The organism is Ensifer sp. MJa1 (assembly GCF_037026475.1).
Taxonomy (GTDB): Bacteria; Pseudomonadota; Alphaproteobacteria; order Rhizobiales; family Rhizobiaceae; genus Ensifer.
On the sequence record NZ_JAKUMO010000022.1, the window covers coordinates 57,867 to 82,739 of the forward strand.

Annotated in this window: 17 protein-coding genes; 15 read left to right on the top strand and 2 right to left on the bottom strand. The window is 62.7% G+C overall.

All coding sequences use genetic code 11. From position 1 onward, the window contains the following. Window position 1: 1 nt before the first annotated feature. The 4 genes from MKZ91_RS24875 to MKZ91_RS24890 are packed head-to-tail and all read left to right on the top strand — an operon-like array spanning window position 2 to window position 3,945. Window positions 2-1,369 (top strand): aminotransferase family protein, encoded by a 1,368-nt coding sequence (locus MKZ91_RS24875; RefSeq protein WP_336173699.1) that lies wholly within the window; start codon window positions 2-4, stop codon window positions 1,367-1,369. Window positions 1,370-1,379: 10 nt separating this feature from the next. Further along, the gene (locus MKZ91_RS24880; protein ID WP_336173700.1) at window positions 1,380-2,324 is read left to right on the top strand and encodes a 3-keto-5-aminohexanoate cleavage protein; all 945 of its coding nucleotides are present in this window, start codon (window positions 1,380-1,382) and stop codon (window positions 2,322-2,324) included. 55 nt (window positions 2,325-2,379) lie between these two features. Then, window positions 2,380-2,889 carry a GNAT family N-acetyltransferase gene (locus tag MKZ91_RS24885; protein WP_336173701.1) on the top strand — a complete coding sequence of 170 codons (510 nt, stop codon included), beginning with the start codon at window positions 2,380-2,382 and terminating at the stop codon, window positions 2,887-2,889. 30 nt (window positions 2,890-2,919) lie between these two features. Beyond that, the gene (locus tag MKZ91_RS24890) at window positions 2,920-3,945 is read left to right on the top strand and encodes a histone deacetylase family protein (RefSeq protein WP_336173702.1); all 1,026 of its coding nucleotides are present in this window, start codon (window positions 2,920-2,922) and stop codon (window positions 3,943-3,945) included. 66 nt (window positions 3,946-4,011) lie between these two features. Here MKZ91_RS24890 and MKZ91_RS24895 read toward each other — a convergent pair whose 3' ends face one another. Continuing rightward, window positions 4,012-4,965, bottom strand: coding sequence for a LysR substrate-binding domain-containing protein (locus MKZ91_RS24895; protein WP_336173703.1), 954 nt, complete (start codon window positions 4,963-4,965; stop codon window positions 4,012-4,014). Between the two features lie 257 nt (window positions 4,966-5,222). On the opposite strand from MKZ91_RS24895, the gene MKZ91_RS24900 reads away from it, so the two are divergent. From MKZ91_RS24900 to MKZ91_RS24950, 11 genes are all read left to right on the top strand, one after another. Continuing rightward, window positions 5,223-11,162: an Ig-like domain-containing protein gene (locus MKZ91_RS24900; protein WP_336173704.1), complete on the top strand. Its 5,940-nt coding sequence runs from the start codon at window positions 5,223-5,225 to the stop codon at window positions 11,160-11,162. 156 nt (window positions 11,163-11,318) lie between these two features. Beyond that, the gene (locus MKZ91_RS24905; RefSeq protein WP_336173705.1) at window positions 11,319-13,010 is read left to right on the top strand and encodes a type I secretion system permease/ATPase; all 1,692 of its coding nucleotides are present in this window, start codon (window positions 11,319-11,321) and stop codon (window positions 13,008-13,010) included. Between the two features lie 5 nt (window positions 13,011-13,015). Further along, on the top strand, window positions 13,016-14,320 hold the full coding sequence (locus MKZ91_RS24910; protein WP_336173749.1) for an HlyD family type I secretion periplasmic adaptor subunit: 1,305 nt from the start codon (window positions 13,016-13,018) through the stop codon (window positions 14,318-14,320). A gap of 329 nt (window positions 14,321-14,649) precedes the next feature. Further along, window positions 14,650-16,212, top strand: coding sequence for an ABC transporter substrate-binding protein (locus MKZ91_RS24915; RefSeq protein ID WP_336173706.1), 1,563 nt, complete (start codon window positions 14,650-14,652; stop codon window positions 16,210-16,212). Window positions 16,213-16,270: 58 nt separating this feature from the next. Beyond that, on the top strand, window positions 16,271-17,242 hold the full coding sequence (locus MKZ91_RS24920; protein ID WP_336173707.1) for an ABC transporter permease: 972 nt from the start codon (window positions 16,271-16,273) through the stop codon (window positions 17,240-17,242). 10 nt (window positions 17,243-17,252) lie between these two features. Continuing rightward, window positions 17,253-18,203 (top strand): ABC transporter permease, encoded by a 951-nt coding sequence (locus MKZ91_RS24925; RefSeq protein WP_336173708.1) that lies wholly within the window; start codon window positions 17,253-17,255, stop codon window positions 18,201-18,203. A 3-nt stretch (window positions 18,204-18,206) separates the two neighbouring features. Next, entirely contained in the window at window positions 18,207-19,400 is a 1,194-nt protein-coding gene (locus MKZ91_RS24930) for an amidohydrolase family protein (RefSeq protein WP_336173709.1), read from the top strand. Beyond that, window positions 19,397-20,881 (top strand): amidohydrolase family protein, encoded by a 1,485-nt coding sequence (locus MKZ91_RS24935; protein ID WP_336173710.1) that lies wholly within the window; start codon window positions 19,397-19,399, stop codon window positions 20,879-20,881. The genes MKZ91_RS24930 and MKZ91_RS24935 overlap by 4 nt, the downstream gene beginning before the upstream one ends. Next, a complete protein-coding gene (locus MKZ91_RS24940; protein ID WP_336173711.1) occupies window positions 20,878-21,864 on the top strand; it encodes an ABC transporter ATP-binding protein in 987 nt (328 codons plus the stop codon). The genes MKZ91_RS24935 and MKZ91_RS24940 overlap by 4 nt, the downstream gene beginning before the upstream one ends. Then, window positions 21,861-22,844 carry an ABC transporter ATP-binding protein gene (locus MKZ91_RS24945; protein WP_336173712.1) on the top strand — a complete coding sequence of 328 codons (984 nt, stop codon included), beginning with the start codon at window positions 21,861-21,863 and terminating at the stop codon, window positions 22,842-22,844. Before MKZ91_RS24940 ends, MKZ91_RS24945 begins: the two co-directional genes overlap by 4 nt. Before the next feature lie 574 nt (window positions 22,845-23,418). After that, complete coding sequence (locus tag MKZ91_RS24950; RefSeq protein ID WP_336173713.1) at window positions 23,419-24,066, top strand: YceH family protein; 648 nt, start codon at window positions 23,419-23,421, stop codon at window positions 24,064-24,066. A 70-nt stretch (window positions 24,067-24,136) separates the two neighbouring features. Here MKZ91_RS24950 and MKZ91_RS24955 read toward each other — a convergent pair whose 3' ends face one another. Continuing rightward, window positions 24,137-24,871 (bottom strand): aspartate/glutamate racemase family protein, encoded by a 735-nt coding sequence (locus tag MKZ91_RS24955; protein ID WP_336173714.1) that lies wholly within the window; start codon window positions 24,869-24,871, stop codon window positions 24,137-24,139. Between the last annotated feature and the right edge of the window lie 2 nt (window positions 24,872-24,873).

Sequence of the window (24,873 nt, forward strand, 5' to 3'; positions counted from 1 at the left end):
TATGCTGAAGACAAATAATTCCAACGAACGGCCCGCCTCGCATCTGTTCTATCAGTCGCGCCTGCGCCGCCCGCTGGTCGACCGGGCCGAGGGCATCTACCTCTGGGATCAGGACGGACGCCGAGTGATCGACGGTTCGAGTGGTGCCATGGTGGTCAATATCGGCCATGGCAACCGCAATGTGCTCGATGCCATGAAGAGCCAGATGGACCGCGTTACCTTCGCCTACCGGCTGCATTTCGAAAACGAGCCGGCCGAAGACTTGGCGCGCCGTGCGGCGGAAAAGCTGCCCGAAGGCATGGACAAGATCTTCTTCGTCTCCGGCGGTTCGGAAGCAGTCGAGTCCTGCCTGAAGCTCGCACGGCAATGGGCGGTTGCCACCGGCCAGAAGGACCGCTGGAAGGTGATTTCGCGTTTTCCCTCCTATCATGGCGGCACGCTCGGCGCGCTGGCGGTGACCGGTTACGCAGCACTCTCCGAACCCTTCTCGCCGATGATGCGCGAGATGCCGAAGGTGCCGGCTCCGACCGCCTATCTCGACCGGGATAACCTGACGATGGAGCAGCGCGGCATCAAGTATGCCGACATGCTGGAAGAGAGGATCCAGGCCGAAGGCCCGGAAAGCGTGCTCGCTTTCATCATGGAGCCGATCGGCGGCGCCTCCACCGGGGCGCTGGTCGCACCTGACAGCTACTATCCGCGTATTCGCGAAATCTGCGACAAATATGGCATCCTCTTGATCCATGACGAAGTGATGAGCGGGGCCGGCCGCACCGGAAAGTTCCTTGGCGGCGATCACTGGAACTGCCGCCCGGACCTCATCGCGCTGTCGAAGGGCTTTGCCTCGGGCTATTGCCCGCTCGGCGCCATGGCAGCCCCTTCGCGGATCGTCCAGCCGGTGCTTGAGGCCGGCGGTTTCCAGCACGGTTTCACCTATGCCGGCAACCCGCTTGCCTGCGCTGCAGGTCTCGCCGTCCTCGATGAGATCGATCGTCTTGGCCTGATCGACAATGCAGCGGCCATGGGCGAGGCGCTGAAGGCTGAACTCGTAGCGCTTTCCAACCGCTTCCCCTTCATTGGCGACGTGCGCGGCAAGGGGCTGCTGCTGGCAGCCGAATTCGTCTCGGATCGCGAGACCATGAAGCCTTTGCCGAAGGAGCTCAACGCCCACCAGCGCATGGTCGACCTTGCCTATGAGCGTGGCCTGATCATCTATTCGAGGCGCACACGCGGCGGCGTCGAGGGGGATCATTTTCTCGTCTGCCCGCCGATGATCATCACCCGCGCGCAGATCGGCGAGATCGTCACCATCCTGGGCGACGTGCTCGAAGTGCTCGCCGAAGAACTGAACCTCCCCGTCAACCGCTGAGGGCTCGACCATGACCAAAGCCAAGACATCGCGCAAAGTGATCATCACCTGCGCGGTGACGGGATCGGTGCACACGCCGACCATGTCGCCCTACCTTCCGATTACGCCTGACCAGATCGCCTCCGAAGCGATTGCCGCGGCCGAGGCGGGTGCCTCCATTCTGCACCTGCATGCGCGCAAACCTGAGGATGGCCGCCCGTCGGCCGACCCAGCACTGTTCATGCAGTTCCTGCCGCGCATCAAGCAGGCGACCGACGCGGTGATCAACATCTCCACTGGCGGCTCGTCGCTGATGGCGCTCGAAGATCGGCTTGCCGCTTCCCTTCGCGCCGAACCGGAAATGTGTTCGCTAAACATGGGTTCGATGAACTTTGCCCTGTTTCCGGCACTCGACCGACCGACGGAGTGGAAGCACGAATGGGAGCCGCAACTGCTTGAGGCAACGCGCAGCTCGATCTTCAAGAACACCTTCGCCGATATGGAATTCATCCTGACCCGGCTCGGTCAAGGTTGCGGTACGCGCTTCGAGTTCGAATGTTACGACGTCGGGCACCTCTATTCGCTGGCGCATTTCCGCGACCGCGGCCTGGTCTCCGGTCACCTCTTCATTCAGTTCGTTTTCGGCATTCTCGGGGGCATCGGTGCCGATCCTGAAAACCTGACGCACATGAAGCGCATCGCCGACAAGCTTTTCGGCGACGACTACAGCTTCTCGGTATTGGCCGCCGGCCGCCACCAGATGCCGATGATCACCATGGCGGCTGCCATGGGCGGCAATGTGCGTGTCGGGCTAGAAGACAGTCTCTATAACGGCCGCGGGACGCTTGCGGCAAGCAATGCCGACCAGGTTCATCGCATCCGCACGGTATTGGATGCGCTATCGCTTGAGGTCGCCACTCCAAGCGAAGCGCGCAATCTTCTCGGCCTCAAAGGCGGAGATCAGGTAGCGTTCTGACGCCGGAGCCAGGGGCTCGATTCGCCTCTGGTCTTCCGCCGCAGTAGCGAAAGGAATGACAGTGACGACGCCGCCGAGCATGACCGCAGATATCCGAATTCGCGCAGGTGAACCAAAGGACGCCGACGCCATACACGTCGCCATCCTGGCCATGGGCCAAGGGCTCGATATGGCTGATAAGGTCACTTGCACGGTCGATGACTACCGCCGGTTTGGTTTCGGCCCCGATGCCACCTTCAGCAGTTTGATTGCCGAGGTGGATGGAGAGTTCGCCGGCCTTTGCCTGTTCTTTCCGATCTTCTCGACCTGGCGCGGGAGGCCCGGCGTCTTTGTGCAGGATCTGTATGTCGATGATCGTTTCCGTGGCCTCGGTATCGGCGAGCGCCTGCTTCGCGAAGTGGCCAGATGGTCGAAGGTGCGGGGCGGCGACTATCTGCGGCTGGAAGTCGACGTGGAGAACTTGCCGGCGCAACGCCTTTACGAGCGTATCGGCATCACCTGGCAGACGAAAGATCGCGCTCACGCCGCCTATGGCGAGGCGTTCGGGGCTCTTGCCGCGGACTGAAAGTTTGACGAAGCAGGAACGGGAGACAGCATGAAAGCCTTTTACGCAGCCGAACAGAAACGCCACAATCCGAAGGCGTTTCTGTCGAGTGGCGCACCGCAGCCCAACCCGGAGCAGCCGGAACGCGTCGAGCGTCTGTTCGCCGGCGCCCGAGCCGCCGGCTGCGAAATCCTGCGCCCGCGAGATCATGGCCTTGGCCCGATTGCCGCCGTCCACACGCCCGAATATCTCGATTTCCTCGAACATATCCACGCGCGCTGGCAGCGCATTGCCGAAGCGTCTGAAGAAGTGATCCCGAACATCCATCCGCTGGCGCGGGGCGGCCGATACCCGGCCTCGGCCGTCGGGCAGGCGGGTTATCACATGGCGGACACAGCATGCCCGATATCGGGTGAAACCTGGGAAAGTGTGCGCTGGAGCGCCTGCAGCGCGGTCGATGCCGTGGATGCGGTGAGGGCAGGTGATCGCGCGGCCTACGCGCTTTGCAGGCCGCCCGGGCATCATGCCTTTGCCGATGTTGCCGGTGGCTTCTGCTTCGTCAACAATTCCGCCGTCGCGGCGCAACGGTTTCTCTGCGATGCGGCGCGCGTCGTGATCCTCGACATCGACCTGCATCATGGCAATGGCACACAAGGCATTTTCTACCAGCGCGCTGACGTGCTCACGATTTCGATCCATGCAGACCCAGTGCGTTTTTATCCGTTCTTTTGGGGGCATGCGGACGAACGCGGAGAGGGCGCCGGCCTCGGCTACAATCTCAATCTGCCGCTCGAACGCAAGTCCGGTGACGCCGAGTTCCTCGCGGCACTCGATGCCGCCTTCCGTCGCATCCGCGCCTACGCGCCTGATGCACTTGTCGTCGCTCTTGGCCTCGATGCCTTCGAAGGCGATCCGTTCGGTGGTCTATCGGTCTCCACGCCAGGTTTCTCGCGGATCGGCGAGGCGATCGCGGGTCTCGGGCTTCCGACGGCCATCGTGCAGGAGGGCGGCTATCTCTGCGATGCGCTGTCCGACAACCTGACGGCCTTCCTTTCGGGATTTGCTGTGGCGGCCTAGCGTGCGAACAAGGAAAATTGTGACGCGGTTCCCGCTCGGAGCTGCGTCGCGCAAGTGCGCGGACTGTTATTGGCGGGTCGCTGGTGTGTGCTCCCGGTCACCGGTTTCGCGGATCGATTCGGGGAGCGGATGCGCAAAGGCATCGTCGCCGTTTTCCGGCTGAAGATGGCTAGCGCCTTCAATGAAGCTGCGGATCAGCGGCAGATGCCGGCGTTCGGCAAGGCAGATGGCATACTCGTCGATCAGTTCACGGGCGTCATCGATCGGCACGAAGGCGAGACGTCCGTCGTGGCCGAACTCCAGATCGGCGACCACGCCACAGCCGACACCGTTGGCAATCGCCTCGCGCACGCCTTCGCGTGACGAGATCTCGACGATCTGCTGCACCGTCGTGCCGTGGTCGGCGAGGTTTTTTTCGAAGATTTCGCGCGTGCGCGATCCTCGCTCGCGCATGACGAAGGACATGCCTTCAAGCTCCGTCATCTTCACACCGTCACGCTCCGCGAGCGGATGGCCGACCGGCACGCAAAGCCCGATCCGCATGCTGAGGAAATGAACGCCGTAGAGGCGCGGATCATCCGGCGTCTGCGCGGTGATTGCGACGTCGGCACGATAGTCGAGGACCTGGTCGATGACGCGGGCGGAATTGTCGACGGCGAGCGAGAAGGTGAGCTTCGGCCGGTCAACTTTCAGTCGCGACAGGATCGGCAGCGCCAGGATCGGGCCGTCGGCGGCAACGCGCAAATGCCCGCCGTTCGAACCGGCTTCACCCCGCAGGAAGGCGTTCGCTTCCTTCTCCGCCGTGAACAGACGTGACGTAATTTCAAACAGCCGCTCGCCATCGGCGCTCAAGCTGACGCCGCGCGGCTTTCGCTCGAAGAGATTGAGACCGCAATGAGCCTCGAGTTCGCGGACATGGGAGGAAAGGGTCGACTGGCTGATCGCCATGTCGCGCGCGGCCTGAGAGAACCCGCCGGACTGGGCGACGATATGAAAGGCTTTCAATTGGGTGATCGACATAGGATCCAGTTCTGCTGCCAATGAATGCCGCAGGGCGGCCGGGGCATCATTGTCGGCGATGCTGACAGTCGCATGACATTCAGCGCAATTTGCCCGTCAGACAGATGGGTGTGCGGACAAAACCGATGGCGGGCATGGGAAAACGCTATGGCCGTTTCACGCTTTGTTAAGCAACTGTCATCTGGCCTCTAAGCGGCTTCGCTAACGGTGACGCACGGCCAAGAGCCGATCCCGTTCACCTTAGAGAGCAAGCCGACATGACTTCCTCCCCCAATTCGATCGCAACGCCAATCCAGTCCTCGTCCGATTGGCTTTTGAACATTCCGCGCCTGTCGCAGCAGCAGGGCGTGCTGGTATCCCCAGGTGGTACCGGCACTGTTTCGTCCTACAGTCTCGTCTATGACGTCTACTTCCCGTCCGCCGGCTCCAGCGGCTGGATCCCCTTCCTGCAGACCGACGTTACCAACGCGTCGGACGGCGACATCTTCGGCAAGGTCGGCGGCGACAGTTTCGGCCTTGGCATCAACAGCGACTATCGCGGTGCAGCCAAGCTCGATGCCTGGAACCGCGTCGGGCTCACGATCGACAAGGACGCAAGCGGCGGTGTATCGCTGAAGAAGTACGTCAACGGCGAGTTCATCGCCGAGCAGAAGATGACGGGATCGCTTGCTGCCCGTTTCACCATCGACAAGGCCAAGGGCTTCCTGATCTTCGCCGATGATGACGGCGAAACCTCCTCCGGCTATCTCAGCAGTTTCCTCTTCATCGAGAAGGTCCTGACCGGTGATGAGCTTTCTGTTCTCGGCAAGGCAAAGCCCGAAGGCATCGTCCCGGACGCGCTGAAGCCGGATGCGCTTCTGTCGAACGGCACCGAGTTCCGCTTCGGCGAAGGCTCGACCGCGCCGACCTTCGGCCAGGGCAGCTTGAGCGGCAAGGGCACGACGGTCTCGACGACGACGCCTGCAACGGCCGGCATCCCGGCGGTCGGCCAGGACACCACGACGCCCAACCCGGGCGGCGTGACCAAGACGCTTGCCATCAAGGACATGATGGTCACCCCGGATACCGCCGACGTTACGATCGACCTGTCGCAGCACTTCTCGGGTGAGAACCTCACCTATACCGTTCAGAACACCAAGGGCGAAATCCTGAAGGCCGTTCTGGTTGACGGCAACAAGCTGGTGCTCGATTTCGCGAGCCTCGGCCATTCCGATATCCGCGTCACGGCGACCGATGCCACGGGCAACTCTGTCATCGACGATTTCCGCGTTCGCGTCGCCGGCGCCAACGCCTATACGATCGCCGTTTTCCCGGACACGCAGGACTACACTTCGAACGACGGGCTGAAGCACTTCTTCGGCGATATGACCCAATGGCTGGTCGACAATCGCCAGAGCCACAACATCGTCTTCATGACGCATGTCGGCGACATCACCCAGAACAACCTGGTCGGTCAGTGGGACATCGCTGAAGCCGCACTTCGCAAGCTCGACGGCAAGATCCCTTACGCGCTGCTTCCCGGCAACCACGACCAGGCAAACGGCGGCAGCGCTGCCGACCATAGCTCGATTTATCTCGACCAGCGCTTTTCCCCGGACAAGCAGAAGGCGACCAATCCCGGCACCTTCGGCGGCGCCTATGACCAGGAACTGATGAGCGCCCGCAACACCTACAGCACATTTACCGCGCCCGACGGTACCAAGTGGCTGTCGATCTCGCTCGAGTTCGGTCCGCGTGACGACGTGATCCGTTGGGCCGGCGATGTCATCGAGGCGCATCCCGAGTATCGCGTCATGCTGGCGACCCACTCGCTGACGAGCTATGCCGGCCGCCAGGACAATCTGGCTCTGCCGCTCTACGACGAAGGTGCCGGCTATGACTACGGCATGCGCACCGACCAGCGCGGCGCCAACGACGGCGAGTATGTCTCGCGCGAACTGCTCGCCCGTTATCCGAACATCGTCATGACCTTCTCCGGTCATATCTTCGGCGATGGCGCTGAAACCGACATCACCTACAATCAGTACGGCGAGCCGGTCTTCCAGTTCCTGGTCAACTACCAGAATGGCGTGTCGCGCGAGATCACCGGCAACGGCAACGAAGCCAAGGGCAACAATGGCGGCAACGGTGCCATTCGCCTGATCACTATCGATCCGGACAACAACCGCATCTCGACCGAGACCTATTTTACCGGCTTCGACGACTATCTCGACGGCTTCCGGTTGAAGCCTGAACTCGATCGCGACGGCCTGACCGGCTACTATCGCGGCCACCAGGAGGTCTTTGAAAACATCGACGTCAGCGGCGGCAAGGCGCGCGCCATGGCCGAAGCCGGTGACGACATCATCGCCGATGCCGCAAGCGGTGCATCCTCTGCCAATGTCGCACTCTCCGGTGCCAAGTCGCTGCTGCCTGCAAGCGTCAAGAGCTGGGTCTGGACGAACGAAAACGGCGATGTCGTCGCTGAAGGCAAACAGGCCTCGGCTGAACTTGCGCTTGGCAAGCACAAGCTGACGCTGACCACCACGGACGTCAATGGCTTGAAGACCAGCGACACGGTCGACGTCATTGTTCGCGGCGATCGCACGCTTCTTGTCGAGACCTTCAATGACGGCAATGCCAATGGCTGGGCGACCGAGATCGGCGCGGCCAATGGCAACATCGGCAACTTCCTCCTGAAGGGCACCGTCTTTTCACGTCCGACGGAAACCGGCGGTCTTGCCGCTCCTGAGGCCGCGCTTTTCGACCAGAGCGATGCGGCGCGCAACAAGCTCGTCTTCATCGGCGATGGCTCGGCCAACTGGAAGGACTACGTTTTCGAGGCGTCGCTGACGCAGCTCGACAACGACACGATCGGCGTTCTCTTCTACTACAAGGACGCCAACAACCACTACCGCTTCACGCTCGATGGTGAAACCAACCGCCGCCAGCTGGTGAAGGTTGCCAACGGCGTCGAAACGGTGATCGCCTCGGTCAACGAGGGCTCGCCCTACAACATGGAGATCCCGCTGACCGTTGCCGTGACCGGCAATGTCATCAACGTCTTCCTCGGCGACAAGAACGTCTTCGGCGGTCCGATCACCGACGCGACGCAGCCGCTGCAGGGCGGCACCGTCGGCCTCTATTCCAGCGGCCAGCGCACTTCTGTCTTCGACGACATCGTCGTCACCAGGGCGGACACCACCGCCAAGGCCGGCATCGACCAGCGGACCTATGACATCGACGGCGACGGCAAGGCTTCCGTCACGCTCGACGCTTCCGGTTCCTTCGGCCCGAAGCAACTCATCGATTATGTCTGGACGGACCTTGCAGGCAATGTTGTTGCCACCGGCAAGACCGCCAACGTCAACCTCGACACCGGCGTCAACAAGCTCCTGCTCAAGGTGACTGCCGTTGACGGTTCGATCTCCACCGACCGCGTCGACATTACTGTCGTCGACCGCACGAAGATCCTCGTTTCCGAGGATTTCTCGAACGCCAATTCCCTCTCGCGCTTCACCATCATCGACGAGGGCGAGTTCGGCGGCATCGGTCCGAACGGCAAATCGTCGGAATGGCTCGTGAACAACGGCAAGCTCACCCAGACGACCGACCTGCAGAGCCGCGAGCTCACCTGGTCGGGTGCGACGGCTGCCGATTACTGGAAGCGCGGGTGGAGCCCGCTCGGCGACGGCGTCAACGTGCTGCGTCTTGGCACCTACGCGCTCTTCAAGGATCCGGCAGCACTTGCCTGGACCGACTATGCGGTCGAGGCGACGATCCAGACGCCGGACAAGGACGGTCTCGGCTTCCTGTTCCGCTACAAGGACAACAAGAACTACTACAAGCTCGAGCTCGATGCCGACGGCATTCTCGACCGCAGCCCCGGTAACGGCGCCGGCAGCATCTTCAACCTCATTCGCATGAAGAACGGGGTCGAGGAAATCCTCGCGCAGGTTCCGGGCAAGTACGAGCCGGGCCAGGCGATGAAACTGCGCGTCGAAGTCGTCGGCGACAAGATCACCGCCTTCCTCAACAATGAGGCGTTGTTTGCCTATCCGGTCGGCGACCGTGGGCTCGATGCGGGCACCTTTGGCCTTTATTCCTGGGGCAATGCGGGTCTCACCTTCGACAACCTCACGGTCGTCGATCTGAAGTCCGGCCTTGAGGGCGGCCACATCATCAACGGCACCAATGCCCGCGATGTGCTTGCCGGTACGGAGGCGGACGAGACGATCTACGGTCTCGGCGGCAACGACACGATCCTCGGCAATGGTGGCAATGATCGTCTCGACGGCGGTGACGGTGACGATACCTTGCTCGGCGGCGCCGGGCGTGATGCGCTCGTCGGTGGCAAGGGCGTTGACGTACTGTTCGGCAACGAGGGCAATGACATGATCGCCGGTGGTCTCGGCGACGACGTCATCGAAGGTGGTGCCGGCAACGACGTGCTGATCGGTGGCGACGGTTCCGACACCTATGTTTACGGCCGTGGTGAAGGCTCCGACGAGATCGTCGAGACTGCAACCACATCGGGCGATCGCGACGTTGTCGTGCTGCACGACATCGCCCGCGGTGAAGCGGTTCTGCACAAGTACGGTGAAGCCGTCGAGGTTCAGTTTGCCAATGGCGAGAAACTGACTTTGAAGGGTCAGCTTGCGGGCGGCGGTGTCGAGCTCGTCACCTTTGCAGACGGCACGGTGCTCAATCGTGCGGCCATCGTAAACGGCCTTGTCAATCGCGGCCCGGTTGCCGTGGCTGACACGCTGGCGGCAATCGATGAGGATGCGGCCTCCTTCGTGATCCCGTTCTCGGCCCTTATCGGCAACGACACCGATGCTGATCTCGACAACCTGACGGTCAGCGGCGTCACGTCCGTCGTCGGCGGCACGGCTGTCCTCGTCGAGGGCGGCATCCGGTTCACGGCCGCCGGCAACTTCAACGGCGAGGCATCGTTCCGTTACCAGATCTCTGATGGTCGCGGCGGTACGAGCGAGGCGGGCGCCTCCTTCACGGTCAAGCCGGTCAACGACGCGCCAACCACTCAGCCGGTCTCGGTCGAGACCAACGAGGACATGCCGGTTGCCGGCCAGATTGTCGCCAGCGACGTTGACGGCGACGCGCTGGGCTATGCGGTCAAGGCGGGCGCCGGGCCTGCCAATGGCAGCGTTCAACTCGACGCTGCGACCGGTGCCTGGACCTATCGTCCGAACGCCAATGTCAACGGTTCCGACAGCTTCACGGTCGTCGTGTCCGATGGCAAGGGCGGAAGCACGGAGGCGACGGTCAGCGTCACGGTGAAGCCGGTCAATGACGCACCGGTTGCCATTGCCGACACGGGCACGGTCGCAGAAAACGAGACCGCGAGCTTCGACCTCGTTGCCAATGATACCGACATCGAGGGCGACCGCCTGACGCTCGTCGGCTTCGCCGTCACGGCAGTTGCCGGTATCTCCTTGACGAACGCGCAAGCCGCCAGCGCCTTCTCGATCGTCGACGGCAAGCTCGTTGCCGACCCGTCTTCCGCCTTCGCAGCCCTTGAGGACGAGCAGAACGGACTGGTCACCGTCACCTACACGGTGCGGGACGCTCAAGGTGGCGATTCGACCGGCACGGCAACGGTCCGGGTCGACGGCTACACCGAGTACAATGTTGTTGAAGGCACCGATGGCAACGACACGCTGGTCGCAACCGACCGCAAGGACATGATCGAGGCCGGCGACGGCAACGACACGGTGCTTGCCGGTGACGGCAACGACATGGTCGACGCAGGCGCAGGCAACGACCGGGTGGTTGCCGGTGATGGTAACGACGTCGTCGAAGGTGGTGCTGGCAATGACGTGCTGATGGGCGGCGCCGGCAACGATGCGCTGAATGGCGGCGCGGGCAACGACCAGCTGAACGGCGGAACCGGTAACGACACGCTGAACGGCGGCACCGGCAACGACGTGCTGACGGGCGGTGCGGGCAACGACACCTTCGTCTTTGCCGCCGGCGATGGCCTTGACGTCATCCTCGACTTCGAGGCAGGTGCGCAAGGCGGCGACGTTGTCGTGCTCTCCAAGGACCTCTTTGCCGACTATCAGGCCCTGATGTCCTCGGGCGCCGTCACCGACGGCGAGAACGGCGCACACATCGCGCTTAACGACGGCTCGTCGATCACCTTCAACGGCGTGAAGTCGGAAAACTTCGTCATCGACGACTTCCGCTTCGCCTGATGAAAACGAGGGGCGGGCAAATCGCTAGCCCCTCTCTCCTGTCATTTCCCTGTGATGGCTGACTGCTACCGCCGCGATCTCAACGGACCACGGACCATGCGCGATATTTCTTCGACCATAAGTGCCAATCAGTTCAAAGGCGTATTTGCCGGATGCATGAGCGCCTTCGTTGGCATCGGCCTGCTCAGTGCCGTCGTCAACATCCTCTACCTCACGGGCTCGCTGTTCATGATGGAGGTCTATGACCGGGTGTTGCCGAGCCGGAGCCTGCCGACGCTCGCAGCCCTGCTTGCCATCGTCGCCGTGCTCTACGCCTTTCAAGGCTTGTTCGATGCCCTGCGTGGGCGCCTTTTGGTGCGCGTCGCCGATCGTCTCGATCTGGCAATCTCGCCGCGCGTCTATGACGCCATCCTTGGCCTGCAGCTTCAGGCGCCGATGAGTGCCCGTTATGCCCAGCCGCTGCGGGATCTCGACACCATCCGTTCTTTCCTGTCCGGCAGCGGTCCCACGGCGCTCTTCGATCTGCCCTGGCTGCCGTTCTACATCGCCATCTGCTTCGCCTTCCATTTCTGGCTCGGCGTGACCGCACTTGGCGGAGCGATCGTGCTTGCGGCCATCACGCTTCTGACGGAACTGGTCTCGAAGCGGCCGGTCGAGGAAGCCGCCAGGCACTCCTCCAAACGCAGCCGCATGGCCGAGAGCGCGCGCCGCAACGCCGACGTGATTTCGGTTCTGGGCATGGGTCCGCATCTGCGCCGTCGCTGGGAGGCTGAAAACCGTGCCTTCACGCGGGAGCAGCGGCGCGCCAGCGACATTGCCTCTGGCTTCAGCGTGTTCAGCAAGGTGCTGCGCATGATGCTGCAATCCGGCATTCTCGCCGTCGGCGCCTGGTTGGTGATCAACGAGCAGGCAACGCCCGGCATCATCATCGCCGGCTCGATCCTTTCGGCCCGCGCACTTGCGCCCGTGGATCTGGCGATCGCCAACTGGAAGGGGTTCATTGCCGCCCGCCAGAGCCGCGTCCGTCTCCAGAAAACGCTCTCGCTGCTCCCGGAGGTGCAGGGTCGCATGGACCTGCCCGCGCCCAGGCACATGCTGTCGGTCGAGCGGATCACGGCGGTTCCGCTGGAGACGCAGGAGTCGGTTCTTCAGGATGTCGTGTTCTCACTCGAAGCCGGAACCGGCCTCGGCGTCATCGGCGCCAGCGGTTCGGGCAAGAGTTCGCTGGCGCGCATACTGGTCGGCATCTGGAAACCGGTTCGTGGAGCCATCCGGCTCGACGGCGCGACACCCGATCAATGGCCGGCGGCAGCGCTTGCCCGCCATGTCGGCTATATGCCCCAGGCGATCGAATTGCTTGATGGCACGATTGCCGAGAACATCGCCTCATTCGAGCCGGACGCGGAAGCCGACGACGTGATTGCTGCGGCCCGCGCGGCGCGGGTTCACGACCTGATCGTCAGCTTGCCGGATGGCTATTCGACAGAGGTCGGCGAGAATGGCCGCGCGCTCTCGGCCGGGCAGAAACAACGCATCGCGCTGGCGCGTGCCCTTTATCGTGATCCCTTCCTGGTGATCCTCGACGAACCGAACTCCAACCTCGATTCGGAAGGCGAGGAGGCGCTGACGGCGGCGATCCTCGGCATTCGGGAGCGCGGTGGCATTGCCATCGTCATTGCGCACCGCCCGAGCGCCCTGATTGCGGTCGACAAGGTGCTCATGCTTGCCGCCGGCAAACAGCAGGCCTTCGGTGCGAAAGACGAAGTTCTCTCGAAAGTTCTGAGACAGGCGCCCGGCAATCCCGGCGCGCTTAAGGTCGTACAGAGCGCAGAAGCAGCAAAGGCATGACGGACATGGACGATTGGCAAGTATTGCGGCGCTCGATCCGCACGCATTTGATCGTGGGTGCCCTGGGTTTTGCGACGCTCATCGGGCTTTTCGGCGGCTGGGCAATCGGCACGGAGATCGTCGGTGCCGTGATCGCGCAAGGGTCTGTCGTGGTCGAAAGCAGCCTGAAGAAGGTGCAGCACCCGATGGGCGGCGTCGTCAGTGAACTCATGGTGCGCGACGGTGACCGTGTGCGTGCCGGTGACGTGGTCATGCGGCTCGACGCAACGATGACCAGGGCCAACCTTGCGATCATCCTCAAGAGCCTTGACCAGTTCGAGGCGCGAAAGGCGAGGCTCGAAAGCGAGCGCGACCGCAACGCGCGCGTCGTTTTTCCAGAAACGCTGGTTGCGCGGGCAGAAGAGTTGGCGATCGCCGCGATGATGCATGCGGAAGAACAGCTCTATCAGAACCGGCGTGAGGTTCGCGACAGCAAGAAGCTGCAGCTGCAACGGCGCGTCGAACAACTGAATGATGAGATCCGTGGAATGGAGGCGGAGCGGGCTGCAAGCCAGCGCGAACGCGTGCTCATCAAGGACGAACTGGAGCGCTATGTCTTCCTGCATGACATGGGGCTTCTCGAAAAAAGCCGGATCAGCACGCTGGAGCGGCAGGCGACCGATATCGACGGTGAGATCGGGCGATTGACGGCGGGGATCGCCGGCGTTCATGAGAAGATCGCCGAAACGTCGCTGCAGATCATCCAGGTCGACGAACAATGGGCCGAAGAGGTTGGCAGCGACCTGCGCGAAATGGATGCCCGCATCGGCGAATATGTCGAGCGCAAGGTCGCAGCCGAAGACCAGTTGAAGCGGGTCGACATCGTCGCACCGCAGAACGGTATCGTGCATCAGCTCGCCGTTCATACCGTCGGCGGTGTCGTGGCACCTGGCGAGCAGATCATGATGATCGTTCCCGACATCGACAAGCTGGTGGTCGAGGCCAAGGTTGCGCCGCAGGATATCGACCAGATCTATTCCGGTCAGCGCGCCATTCTCCGTTTCTCCGCCTTTAGCCAGAAAACGACGCCGGAAATCGACGGCGCGGTGGAGCGGGTCTCGGCGGACGTCACCGTCGATCAACGGACCGGTGCCAGCTACTATGTCGCACGCATCGCGATATCGCCCGAGGAGATCCGGCGTCTTGGCAATGTGTCCCTGATGCCTGGCATGCCGGTTGAGACGTTCATTACCACCGGAGCGCGCAGTGTTGCCTCCTATTTCGTCAAGCCGCTGATGGATCAGGTCAACCGGGCGTTCCGGGAAAGCTGAGCAAGCAGCTGGAACGCCGCGAAGAAGGTTTAAGCCCGCCGCATCGCAGGATGCCGGCGGGCTTTGTGTCTGTGCCGCCTTGCAGGCCTTCTCCCGCTGCGTGTCAGCCATCAGTCGCCCGGAGGTTGCGGCCGCGCGGCAGATTTTCCCGTTGGTTTCACCGTCACTTGCCAGCGCCCAAGCGTGTCGCATTCGATTTTAGACAACCATGCATACAAAATTGTCGACAAAATAGTTGACATTGTCGCCGACAGCTTCAAATCTAGGGCCGCCTGCTCAAGAGCGAACGCCGGCTCAGGGGCGACTGACGACAAAACAGAGGGAACGACATGAAACTGAGAAAGCATCTCCTGGCGGGGCTGGCATTTGCCGCACTCGCATCCACCGCATCCGCTGAAACGCTGCGTTGGGGTAGCCCGCGGGATATCTTCTCGCTTGATCCGTATTCCTATGGCAGCACTTCGAACCTGGCCTTCCTCAACCATGTCTATGAGGGCCTCACCCGCTACACGCCGGAGTTCAAGGTCGAGCCGGCGCTCGCCACCAGCTGGGAAATGGTTTCGAACAAGGTCTGGCGCTTCCATCTGCGCAAGGGCGTGAAGTTCCAGAACGGAGCCGATTTCAACGCAGACGACGTCGTCGCCTCCATGGCCCGCGTCAGCCACCCGACCTCGCCGCTGCGCGGCAACATCCCGGCCTATGTCTCGACCACCAAGGTCGACGACTACACGGTTGATATCGAAGTCAATTCGCCGAACCCGCTGTTCCTCAACGACATGACCAACATCTTCATGTTCGACAAGGACTGGCTGGTCGACAACAAGTCGGAACTTCCGACGGACGTTGGCGCCAAGGTCGAAGGCTATGCCACCTACAACACCAATGGCACCGGCCCGTTCAAGGTCGAGTCCCGGGTTCCGGACAGCAAGACGGTTCTGATCAAGAACGACGGTTGGTGGGATACGCCCAAGCACAATCTAGACCGTATCGAATTCATGCCGATCACCTCGGCCGCAACCCGCGTCGCAGCGCTGCTTTCCGGTGAAATTGACCTCACCGACGGCGCGCCCGTGCAGGATCTCGAGCGTCTCAAGAGTTCGCCTGATATCAAGGTCATCGAGCGCACCGATTTGCGCACGGTCCACATGGTCTTCAACCGTCACGAGACCTTTGCTGACGGGCGCGAGAACTTCTTCAACAACATCAAGGTGCGCCAGGCGATCGACCACGCGATCGACCGTCAGCTCATCTTCAAGCGGGTGATGCGCGGCAAGTCGCATGTCGCCGGCACCATGGTTGCACCGGAAATCCCCGGCTACAGCGCCGAGCTCGACGTGCCGACGACTTACGACCCGGAGCTCTCCAAGAAGCTGCTCGAGGAAGCCGGCGCCGTCGGCAAGGAGTTCACGCTCGTTTGCATGAACGACGAGAGCGTCAACGAGGAAGACGTCTGCAGCGCGCTCGTATCGATGCTGTCGCGCGTCGGCCTGAAGCCGACCCTCGACATTGGGCCGCGCGCCGTCCAGGCGCCGAAGCGCGCCGGCGGTAAGTCGGACGCCTACATGATCGGCTGGGCCAACGAGCCGACGCTCGATGCCTATTCGATCCTGGTCCAGGTTCTCTCGACCCGCGAAGGTGCGGCCGGCGTCGCCAACTATGGCGGCTGGTCTTACCCGGAACTCGACGCCATGGTGAAGAAAGCGGCGCTCGAGATGGATCAGGACAAGCGTCTCGCGATCGAAACCGAAGCGCTGAAGTTCGCCAAGGACGAGGTCATCATGATCCCGTTGCACCAGCAGCCGATGGCCTGGGCGATGTCGAAGACCGTCACGGATGTGACCATCCGCGCCGACAACAAGCCGCGCCATTGGCTGACGCGTATCGGCGATTGAGTTTCCTTGCCTCGGCGAAGTGCGCTTCGCCGGGGCTCCTCATTCTGCGAGAAACCCAATGATTGTCTTTCTCATCAAGCGGCTGGCCAATGCCGTGCTGGTCATGCTCGCCGTAGCATTGCTCGCCTTCCTGATCTTCCGCTTTGCCGGCGATCCGGTCGAGCTGATGGCCAACGAGCAGATGTCGCAAGCCGACCGGATCGAGCTGCGCGAAAAACTCGGGCTCAACGATTCATTCCTGACCCAGTTCAGTCGTTTCGTCGTCAACGCCGCACAGGGCGATTTCGGCATCAGCTACCGCAACGGCCAGGACGTGATGAAGCTCATTGCCGAGCGCTTCCCGGCAACGATGGAGCTGGCGCTGGTCGCAACCGTGCTGTCGCTCTTGATCGGTATACCGCTTGGCGTCATCACTGCGATCAACCGAGGGCGATGGTATTCCGAAGGGCTACAGTTCGTCAGCATCATCGGCGTCTCCTTGCCGAGCTTCGTTGTCGGCATCCTCTTGATCCTTGTCTTTGCCGTCACCTTCGGCCTCGTTCCGGCCTTCGGTCGTGGTGATGTCGTGCAGCTCGGCTGGTGGAGCACCGGCCTGCTGACAGCGTCCGGACGGGCATCTCTGCTCCTGCCCGCGCTTGCGCTCGCGCTCTACCAGATCACCCTGGTCATGCGGCTCGTGCGCGCCGAGATGATGGAAGTGCTGCGGTCCGACTTCGTCAAGTTTGCACGTGCCCGTGGCGTGCCGCGCTGGCGCATCTATTTCCGCCACGCGCTCAGGAACTGTCTGATGCCGGTCGTCACCATGACGGCGATGAATTTCGGTTCGCTGATCGCCTTCGCCCTGATCACCGAAACGGTTTTCCAGTGGCCGGGCATGGGCATGCTGTTCATTCAGGCGGTGACCTTCCTCGATATGCCTGTGATGGCGGGGTATCTCTGCATCGTCTCCTTCATCTTCGTCACGCTCAACACGCTCGTCGATATCGCCTATGCGGTGATCGACCCGCGGCTGCGCGACGCCACTCGCTGAGGTCGCTGCCATGACAGATCACGTCCAGCAAACCACACCGCCACGCCGACCTTCCAGGCTTGCCCGCTTTCGCCAGAGCGACCTCTGGTGGTCCTTCACCCACAAGCCCTCGGCGATCATAGGGGCGGTTATCCTCACCTTCCTGATCGTCACCGCCTTTGCGGCACCGCTGATTGCACCGCAGAACCCGTTCGATCCGGCGCAACTCGAACTCTGGAACTCCGAGCTGCCGCCGATCTGGGAGGCGGATGGACAGTGGCCCTATGTGCTCGGCACCGACACGCAAGGCCGCGACATGCTCTCGGCGATCCTCTACGGCTCGCGCATCTCGATCCTGATCGGCGTCGCCTCGGTCGTGCTGTCGCTGGCAGTCGGCTTGAGCCTTGGGCTCGTCGCCGGCTATTTCGGCAAGTTCATCGACAACCTGCTGATGCGTATCGGCGACGTGCTGTTGTCGATCCCGACGATCCTGATCGCCATTCTCGTCAGCGCGGTCGCCCGCCAGATGCTGCCGCCGGAACTGAGGGACGTCGGCTCCGCCGCCGTCCTGGTGCTGGCGATCACGCTCAGCGCCTGGGTGCAATATGCCCGCACCGTGCGCGCCCAGACGATCGTCGAGCGTGGCAAGGAATACGTGCAGGCAGCGCGGCTGCTGAAGACGCCGGCCCGGCGCATCATGCTGAAGCATATCCTGCCGAACACCCTGACGCCGATCATGGTCGCCGCCACCTTGAATTTCGGCATGGCGATCCTCACGGAGGCGACGCTCTCGTTCCTGGGCATCGGTATGCCGCCGAGCCAGCCAAGCCTGGGCACACTGATCCGTCTTGGCAACCAGTTCCTGTTTTCGGGCGTCTGGTGGGTCGTGCTCTTCCCCGTGGTCCAGCTTTGCCTTCTCGTGGTCTCGGTCAACCTGCTCGGTGACTGGCTGCGCGATGCGCTCAATCCGAAATTGAGGTGAATGATGTCCAATCTCCTGATCCGTAACGTCAGGCCAAACGCCGGCGACGCGACCGACATCCTCGTTCGCGACGGCAAGATCGCCGCCCTTGGCAAAGGTCTTGCCGCCGAAGGCGTTGCGACCGAAGACGGCAACGGCCACATCGTGATCTCCGGTCTTGTCGAGGCCCACACCCATCTCGACAAGTCGGTCTGGGGCATGCCCTGGCATGTGAACGCCAAGTCGGCGACGCTGCGCGAACGCATCGATTTTGAGCGCGAGAAGCGGCTGGAGATCGGTATCGAGCCGCACCGCCAGTCCATGCGCCAGGCGATCATGCTCGCCGCCAACGGTGCCAGCCACATCCGTAGCCACGTCGACATTGACACGACCCACGGCTTGCGCCTGATGGAAGGCATCATCGAGACCCGCAAGGCCCTCAAGGATGTCATCGACATCGAACTCGTCGCCTTCCCGCAGTCCGGCCTCGTTACCCGTCCGGGAACGATCGAACTGCTCGATCAGGCTCTGAGCAATGGCGCGGAAGTTCTTGGTGGCATTGATCCTTGTGGCATCGACCGTGACCCGAAGGGGCACCTCGACGCGATCTTCGGCCTGGCGGACAAGCACGGGAAACCGATCGACATTCACCTGCACGAGCAGGGTGAGCTCGGTGCCTTCAGCATGGAGATGATGTTCGAGCGCATCCGCGCGCTCGGCATGCAGGGCAAGGTCGCGATCAGCCACGCCTTTGCGCTTGGCGCACCGGACTATCTGCGCGTCGGAAGCCTGATCGATGAGATCGCCGAACTCGACATACGCATCATCACGACGGGTTCGCCTTCGTCCACCGTCCCTTCGATCCTTCGGCTGAAGGAAGCCGGCGTAAAGGTTGCTGCCGGCTGTGATGGCATCCGCGACACCTGGGGCCCCTGGGGGCAGCCCGACATGATGGACCGTGTTCGCATCCTCGGCATGAAGAATGGCCTGCGCCGCGATGTCGATCTCGAACATGCGCTGCATGTCTGCTCCAAGGGCGGCGCCGAGGTCATGGACATCAGGGGCTATGGCCTCGAAGTCGGCTGCGACGCCGATTTCACCCTTCTCACCGGCGAGACACTTGCCCATGCCGTCGTCGACGTGGCCCCACGGCCGCTGGTCGTCAAGCGTGGTCGTGTGATTGCCCGCAACGGCGTTTCGGAGGTCACTATCCCATGAACAGCATCAAGGATCTGACACTCGGTCGTCGTCCCGAGGGGCGCACGCTTTTGACCGCGCAATGGGTGCTCGGCCACCGTGACGGTTCGCACCGGTTGATCCCGAACGGCGAGGTCGTCATCGAAGGCGGCACGCTGCTTTATGTGGGCACCCGCTTCGAGGGAGAGGTGGCAAGGCGGATCGATCTCGGTGCGGCGTTGATCAGCCCCGGCCTGATCGACCTCGACGCGCTATCCGATCTCGACACGACAGTGCTCTCGATCGATCATCAGCCCGGCTGGGCCAAGGGTCGCGTCTGGCCGCGTTCCTACATAGAGCGTGGGCCCTATGAAATGTACAGCCAGGAGGAACTGGCGTTCCAGAAGCGCTTCGCCTTCGCGCAGCTCCTCCTGAACGGCATCACCACGGCTGCGCCGATTGCCTCGCTCTTTTATCGCGAGTGGGGCGAAACGGTTGCGGAGTTCGCCGCCGCTTCGGATGCCGCTGGCGATCTCGGCCTTCGCGTCTATCTGAGCCCAGCCTATCGCGCCGGCGGCATGATGGTCACCGCGCCTGGCCAGCTCGAGGCGATCTTCGACGAAGCAAGAGGCATCAAGGGCCTCGACGACGCCATCGGCTTTATCCGCGAACATGAGGGTCGTCATGGCGGCCTCGTCAAGGGCCTGCTGGCGCCGGATCGGGTCGAAACCTGCACCGAGAAACTGCTCATCCGCACGGCGGACGCGGCCCGCGACCTCGACTGCCCGATCCGCCTGCACGCGGCGCAGGGCACCATGGAGGTCGAAACCGTCCGCCGCCTGCATGGCAAGACGGCGCCTGAGTGGCTGGCAAGCTTCGGGTTCCTGAGCGATCGGCTCGTCGCGCCGCATGCGACGCAGGCGACCGACAACGATCTGCGTCTCTATGCGGAAAATGGTGTCAGCATCGTGCATTGTCCGCTGGTTTCTGCCCGTAGCGGAAGCACGCTGAATTCCTTCCGTTCGGTCAGGGCGCGCGGCATCAACATTGCCATGGGCACCGATACGACACCGCCGGACATGCTGATGAACCTGCTGGTCGGCCTCATCACCTGCCGCGTTGTCGAAAACGACGCGACCGCTGTCAGCTGCGCCGATCTCTTCGACGCAGCGACGCTAGGCGGCGCCAAGGCACTCGGCCGGTCGGATCTTGGTCGGCTGGAGGCGGGCGCGCGCGCCGATATCGCCATCTTCGATCTCATGGACCATCACATGGCGCCGGCGATCGACCCGATCACGACGCTCGTCGTCGGTGGATCGGGCCGTGTCAGCAAGGCCGTCTTCGTCGATGGCCGCCTGTCGATGCGCGACGGCGCAGTCGCAGGCTTCGACATGAACGCGGCGCGCGTGAGAGCGCAGGCGCAGTTTGACGGCCTTGTCGCCAAATATCCGGAGCGAAGCTTTGGCCATCCGCCGGTCAACCAGATCTTCCCACCGAGCTATCCGCTGGAGGTGCCGAAATGACCGAACATCACCCAACGGCCGTGCTTGACGTGCGCGGCCTCTGCGTCGAGTTCCCCGGTCGCCACGGCACGGTCCAGGCGCTCTCAGACGTCTCGCTCAGCATCCGCCCGGGCGAAATTCTCGGCGTCGTCGGCGAGTCCGGCGCTGGCAAGTCGATGACGGGCCTGGCGGTTCAGGGCCTCCTGGAGCCGCCAGGGCGCATCTCCGGTGGTGAGGTCTGGCTTGGCGGTCGCCGCATCGACCAGCTCGATGACAAGGCGATGCAGCAGGTGAGGGGGCGGCAGATCGGGGCGATCTTCCAGGATCCGTTGACCTCGCTCAATCCGCTCTTCACCATCGGCGCGCAGCTCATCGAAACCATCCGGCTTCACCTGAAGCTCTCCAAAGCCGACGCCAAGGCGCGCGCGATCCAGCTTCTGAAGGAAGTCGGCATCCCGGCGCCCGAGGCGCGCTACGATCACTATCCGCATCAATTCTCGGGCGGCATGCGCCAGCGCGTCGTCATCGCCTTGGCGCTTGCCGCCGAGCCGAAGCTGATTATTGCCGACGAGCCGACGACAGCGCTCGACGTCTCTATCCAGGCGCAGATCACCTCGTTGCTGCGCCGTCTGTGTGATGACCACGGCACTGCCGTCATGCTCGTCACCCACGATATGGGTGTCATCGCCGAAACGGCCGATCGCGTCGCCGTGATGTATGCCGGGCGACTGGTCGAGATCGGTCCGGTTACCGAGGTGCTGAAGAATGCACGCCACCCCTATACGCGAGGTCTGATGGGGTCGATTCCGGCGCTTGGCCGCCGCGTCGAGCGGCTGAACCAGATCGACGGTTCCATGCCGCGGCTGAATGCGATCCCGCCGGGCTGTGCCTTCAACCCCCGTTGTACGCAGGCGGGGCCACGCTGCCGCAAGGACCGGCCAGAGCCCGTCCCGGTCGGTGCGGGCGTCAGCGCATGCTGGCTCAATGCAGGAGGAGTTCTATGAGTGATGCCCTGACGGTCAACGACCTGACCTGCAATTTCGACGTTTCTGCCCCCTGGCTCAATCGTGTGATCGAGCGCAAGCAGAAGCAGTTCGTGCGCGCCGTGGACGATATCAGCTTCACCGTGCCGATGGGCGGGTGCTTGAGCCTTGTCGGCGAATCCGGCTGCGGCAAGTCGACGGTGGCAAGGCTCGTCACCGGTCTCTACCGGGCGAGCGAAGGCGAGGTGCGGTTCGCAGCTGGCAAGAACGGCGAGCCGCTTTCCGCGCAGATGATCTTCCAGGATCCCTATGCAAGCCTCAATCCGCGCTGGCGGGTGCGCAACATCATCGCCGAGCCGCTGCGCGAACTGAAGCTGCGCGATAGCGAAGCCGAGATCATGGAACGGGTCGGCGAGTTGCTGACGATCGTCGGCCTTGCGCCCTCCGATGGCGCCAAGTTCCCGCATGAGTTTTCGGGCGGCCAGCGCCAGCGTATCTCGATTGCCCGCGCGCTTGCCGGCGAGCCGGAGTTTCTCGTCTGTGACGAGCCGACTTCAGCGCTCGACGTGTCGGTGCAGGCGCAGATCCTCAATCTCATGCGCAAGCTGCAGGACGAGATGGGGCTCACCTATCTCTTCATCAGCCACGACATGAGCGTGGTGCGCCACATGTCGGACCGGATTGCAGTCATGTATCTCGGCCGCATCGTCGAAGAAGCGGACACGGAGACGCTTTTTGCCAATCCGCGGCACCCCTATACGCAGCTTCTGCTGGAAACCATCCCGGACATCACTCATCCGAAGCGTGGGCGCAGCATCGCCGCGAGCGAAGTGCCGAGCCCGCTGAACCCGCCCTCGGGCTGCACATTCCATCCGCGTTGTCCCTTCGCAGATGCCCGTTGCAAGAGCGAGCGGCCGGAAATGCGCAGCTTCGCCGACGGCTCACGCGCTGCTTGCCACCGTATCGAGGAGACGGTGAAGGCACTCGCGAAGGCGGGCTGAAGCGGCCGGCCGAAGCCGGATCGCGCCTTTGGCAAAGGCTTTGATCGATAAGGCGCGCCGCCTGGGGGCATCGGACTCCGGACGGCGCTCCTTGAGAACGTCGTCGAGATCGTTTCGGAGGTGGCCCGATTGGCCGTGTCGATCAGCACGAGCCCGTCGCCCGTTCGAATTGCCGTGACGCTGCCGCAGAAGCAGGTCGTGTGAACGGTAATGATGTTGTCGGAAGCGTTGGTTATGGTCCCACTCGATACCGCGGTGGTCCATTCTTCCATCTCGGCCGAACCGCTCCAAAGCCGCTCGAACAGATCATCATGCATGGCCATCTCTCACCGCTATTCGTCGCAACATCGAGCCTTGCCTGGGCGAGGTGAAGCGTTGTCTTTGCGATTGCATATCGCAGAGACCAGCCCCTGTCTTGTCGGCTTCAATGGCATGTTGGTTACAAGCAGAACGAAAATTGCCCGGCAGCATTCACGGGCTCCGATACTCTCGCTAAGGTGGGCTCCTCGGCCTGGCTCACCGCGCACGCTGGAGAAACGGCCGGCATCGTATTTCTCGATTTGAAGGCTCGCTCATGAACACCACCGCCGACACCGATTTCCCTGTTCTCAACGCCGTTGAAGCCCGCGTACTCGGCTGCCTGATCGAGAAGAAGGAAACGACGCCGGACGTCTATCCGTTGACGCTGAACGCGGCGCATGCGGCGGCAAACCAGAAGACGGCGCGTGACCCGGTGATGGCGGTCGAACAGGTCGAGGTCCATCGCGCGCTCTCGTCCCTGGCGCAGAAAGGGCTGGTCAGGCAGGCCTTTGCGTCGCGGGTCGAGCGCTATGAACATCTGGTCGCAAATCGCTTTTCGCTGACGTCGCCGCAAGTCGTCGTGCTTGGCCTGCTCCTGCTTCGCGGGCCGCAGACAGCCTATGAACTCTGGGCGCGCAGCGAACGCATGGCACGGTTCTCGTCGGTCGAGGACCTGAAAGACAATCTGGATCTGATGATCGGCCGCCGGCCGCCGCTGATCCTGCAGCTGAACCGCGGCGCCGGACAGCGCGAGGATCGGTTCGCCCATCTGCTTTGCGGCGAAGTCGAGCAGACGTTTGTGGCCACACAGTCGTCATCCCCGGCAGCAAGCCTTGGAATGTCTGCCTTGGAGCAGCGCCTGGAGGCGCTGGAGCAGAAGGTGGCGATGCTGCAGGAACAACTCGACGCCCTGACCAGCTGATAAAGCCAAATAGCGGATCGGGGATGCACTCCGCGACTGCCGGGCTTTTGTCCGGCAGCCTTACGCGTCCTTAGGCGATGGCTTCACTCACGTGCGGCAACGCGACATCTTTGGTACGCGGATAGTCGTAGGCGCCAACCTTCGAGGTGGCGTAGCCGCCGCCCACGAGCGCTTCGGCGAGCTTTACCGCTGCCGTCACGCCGTCGATGACCGGCATGCCGGTGCGAAGCTTCAGTCGGTCGCAGAGCTCCGACATGCCGGCACAGCCCAGGATAATCGCTTCGGCGCCATCTTCCTGGCGGGCACGGAGAATCTCCTGAACCAGCATCTCTTCCGTGTGGGCTAGGTCTTCTTCGAGCGCCAGCACCGGCATGTCGACCGAGCGGACCTTCCGGCACCGATGGCCGGCACCATAGGTTTCTGCCAGATCTTCGATGATAGGCACGGAGCGGGGCAGGGTGGTGATGATGGTGAACCGGGTTGCGACGGTCATCGCCACCTGCACGGCCGCCTGACAGATGCCGACGACGGGACCGCGGGCGAGCTCGCGGGCAGCGCCGAGGCCGGGGTCGTCGAAACAGGCGATGACATAGGCGTCGATGCCGCGGGCCTCGCCCTTGCGGATCTCGGCAAGCATCGCCGGTACCGCCATTGCCTCGTCAGCGTGTCCTTCGATGCTTGCCGGGCTCGACGTCGGATTGACCGCCTCAATACGGGTTTCAGGTGCTGCAACGCGCTCGGCGCTGCGGTGTGCCTGTTCCGTCATGGAGCGCGTCGAATTCGGATTGATAAGCAGGATACGCATCG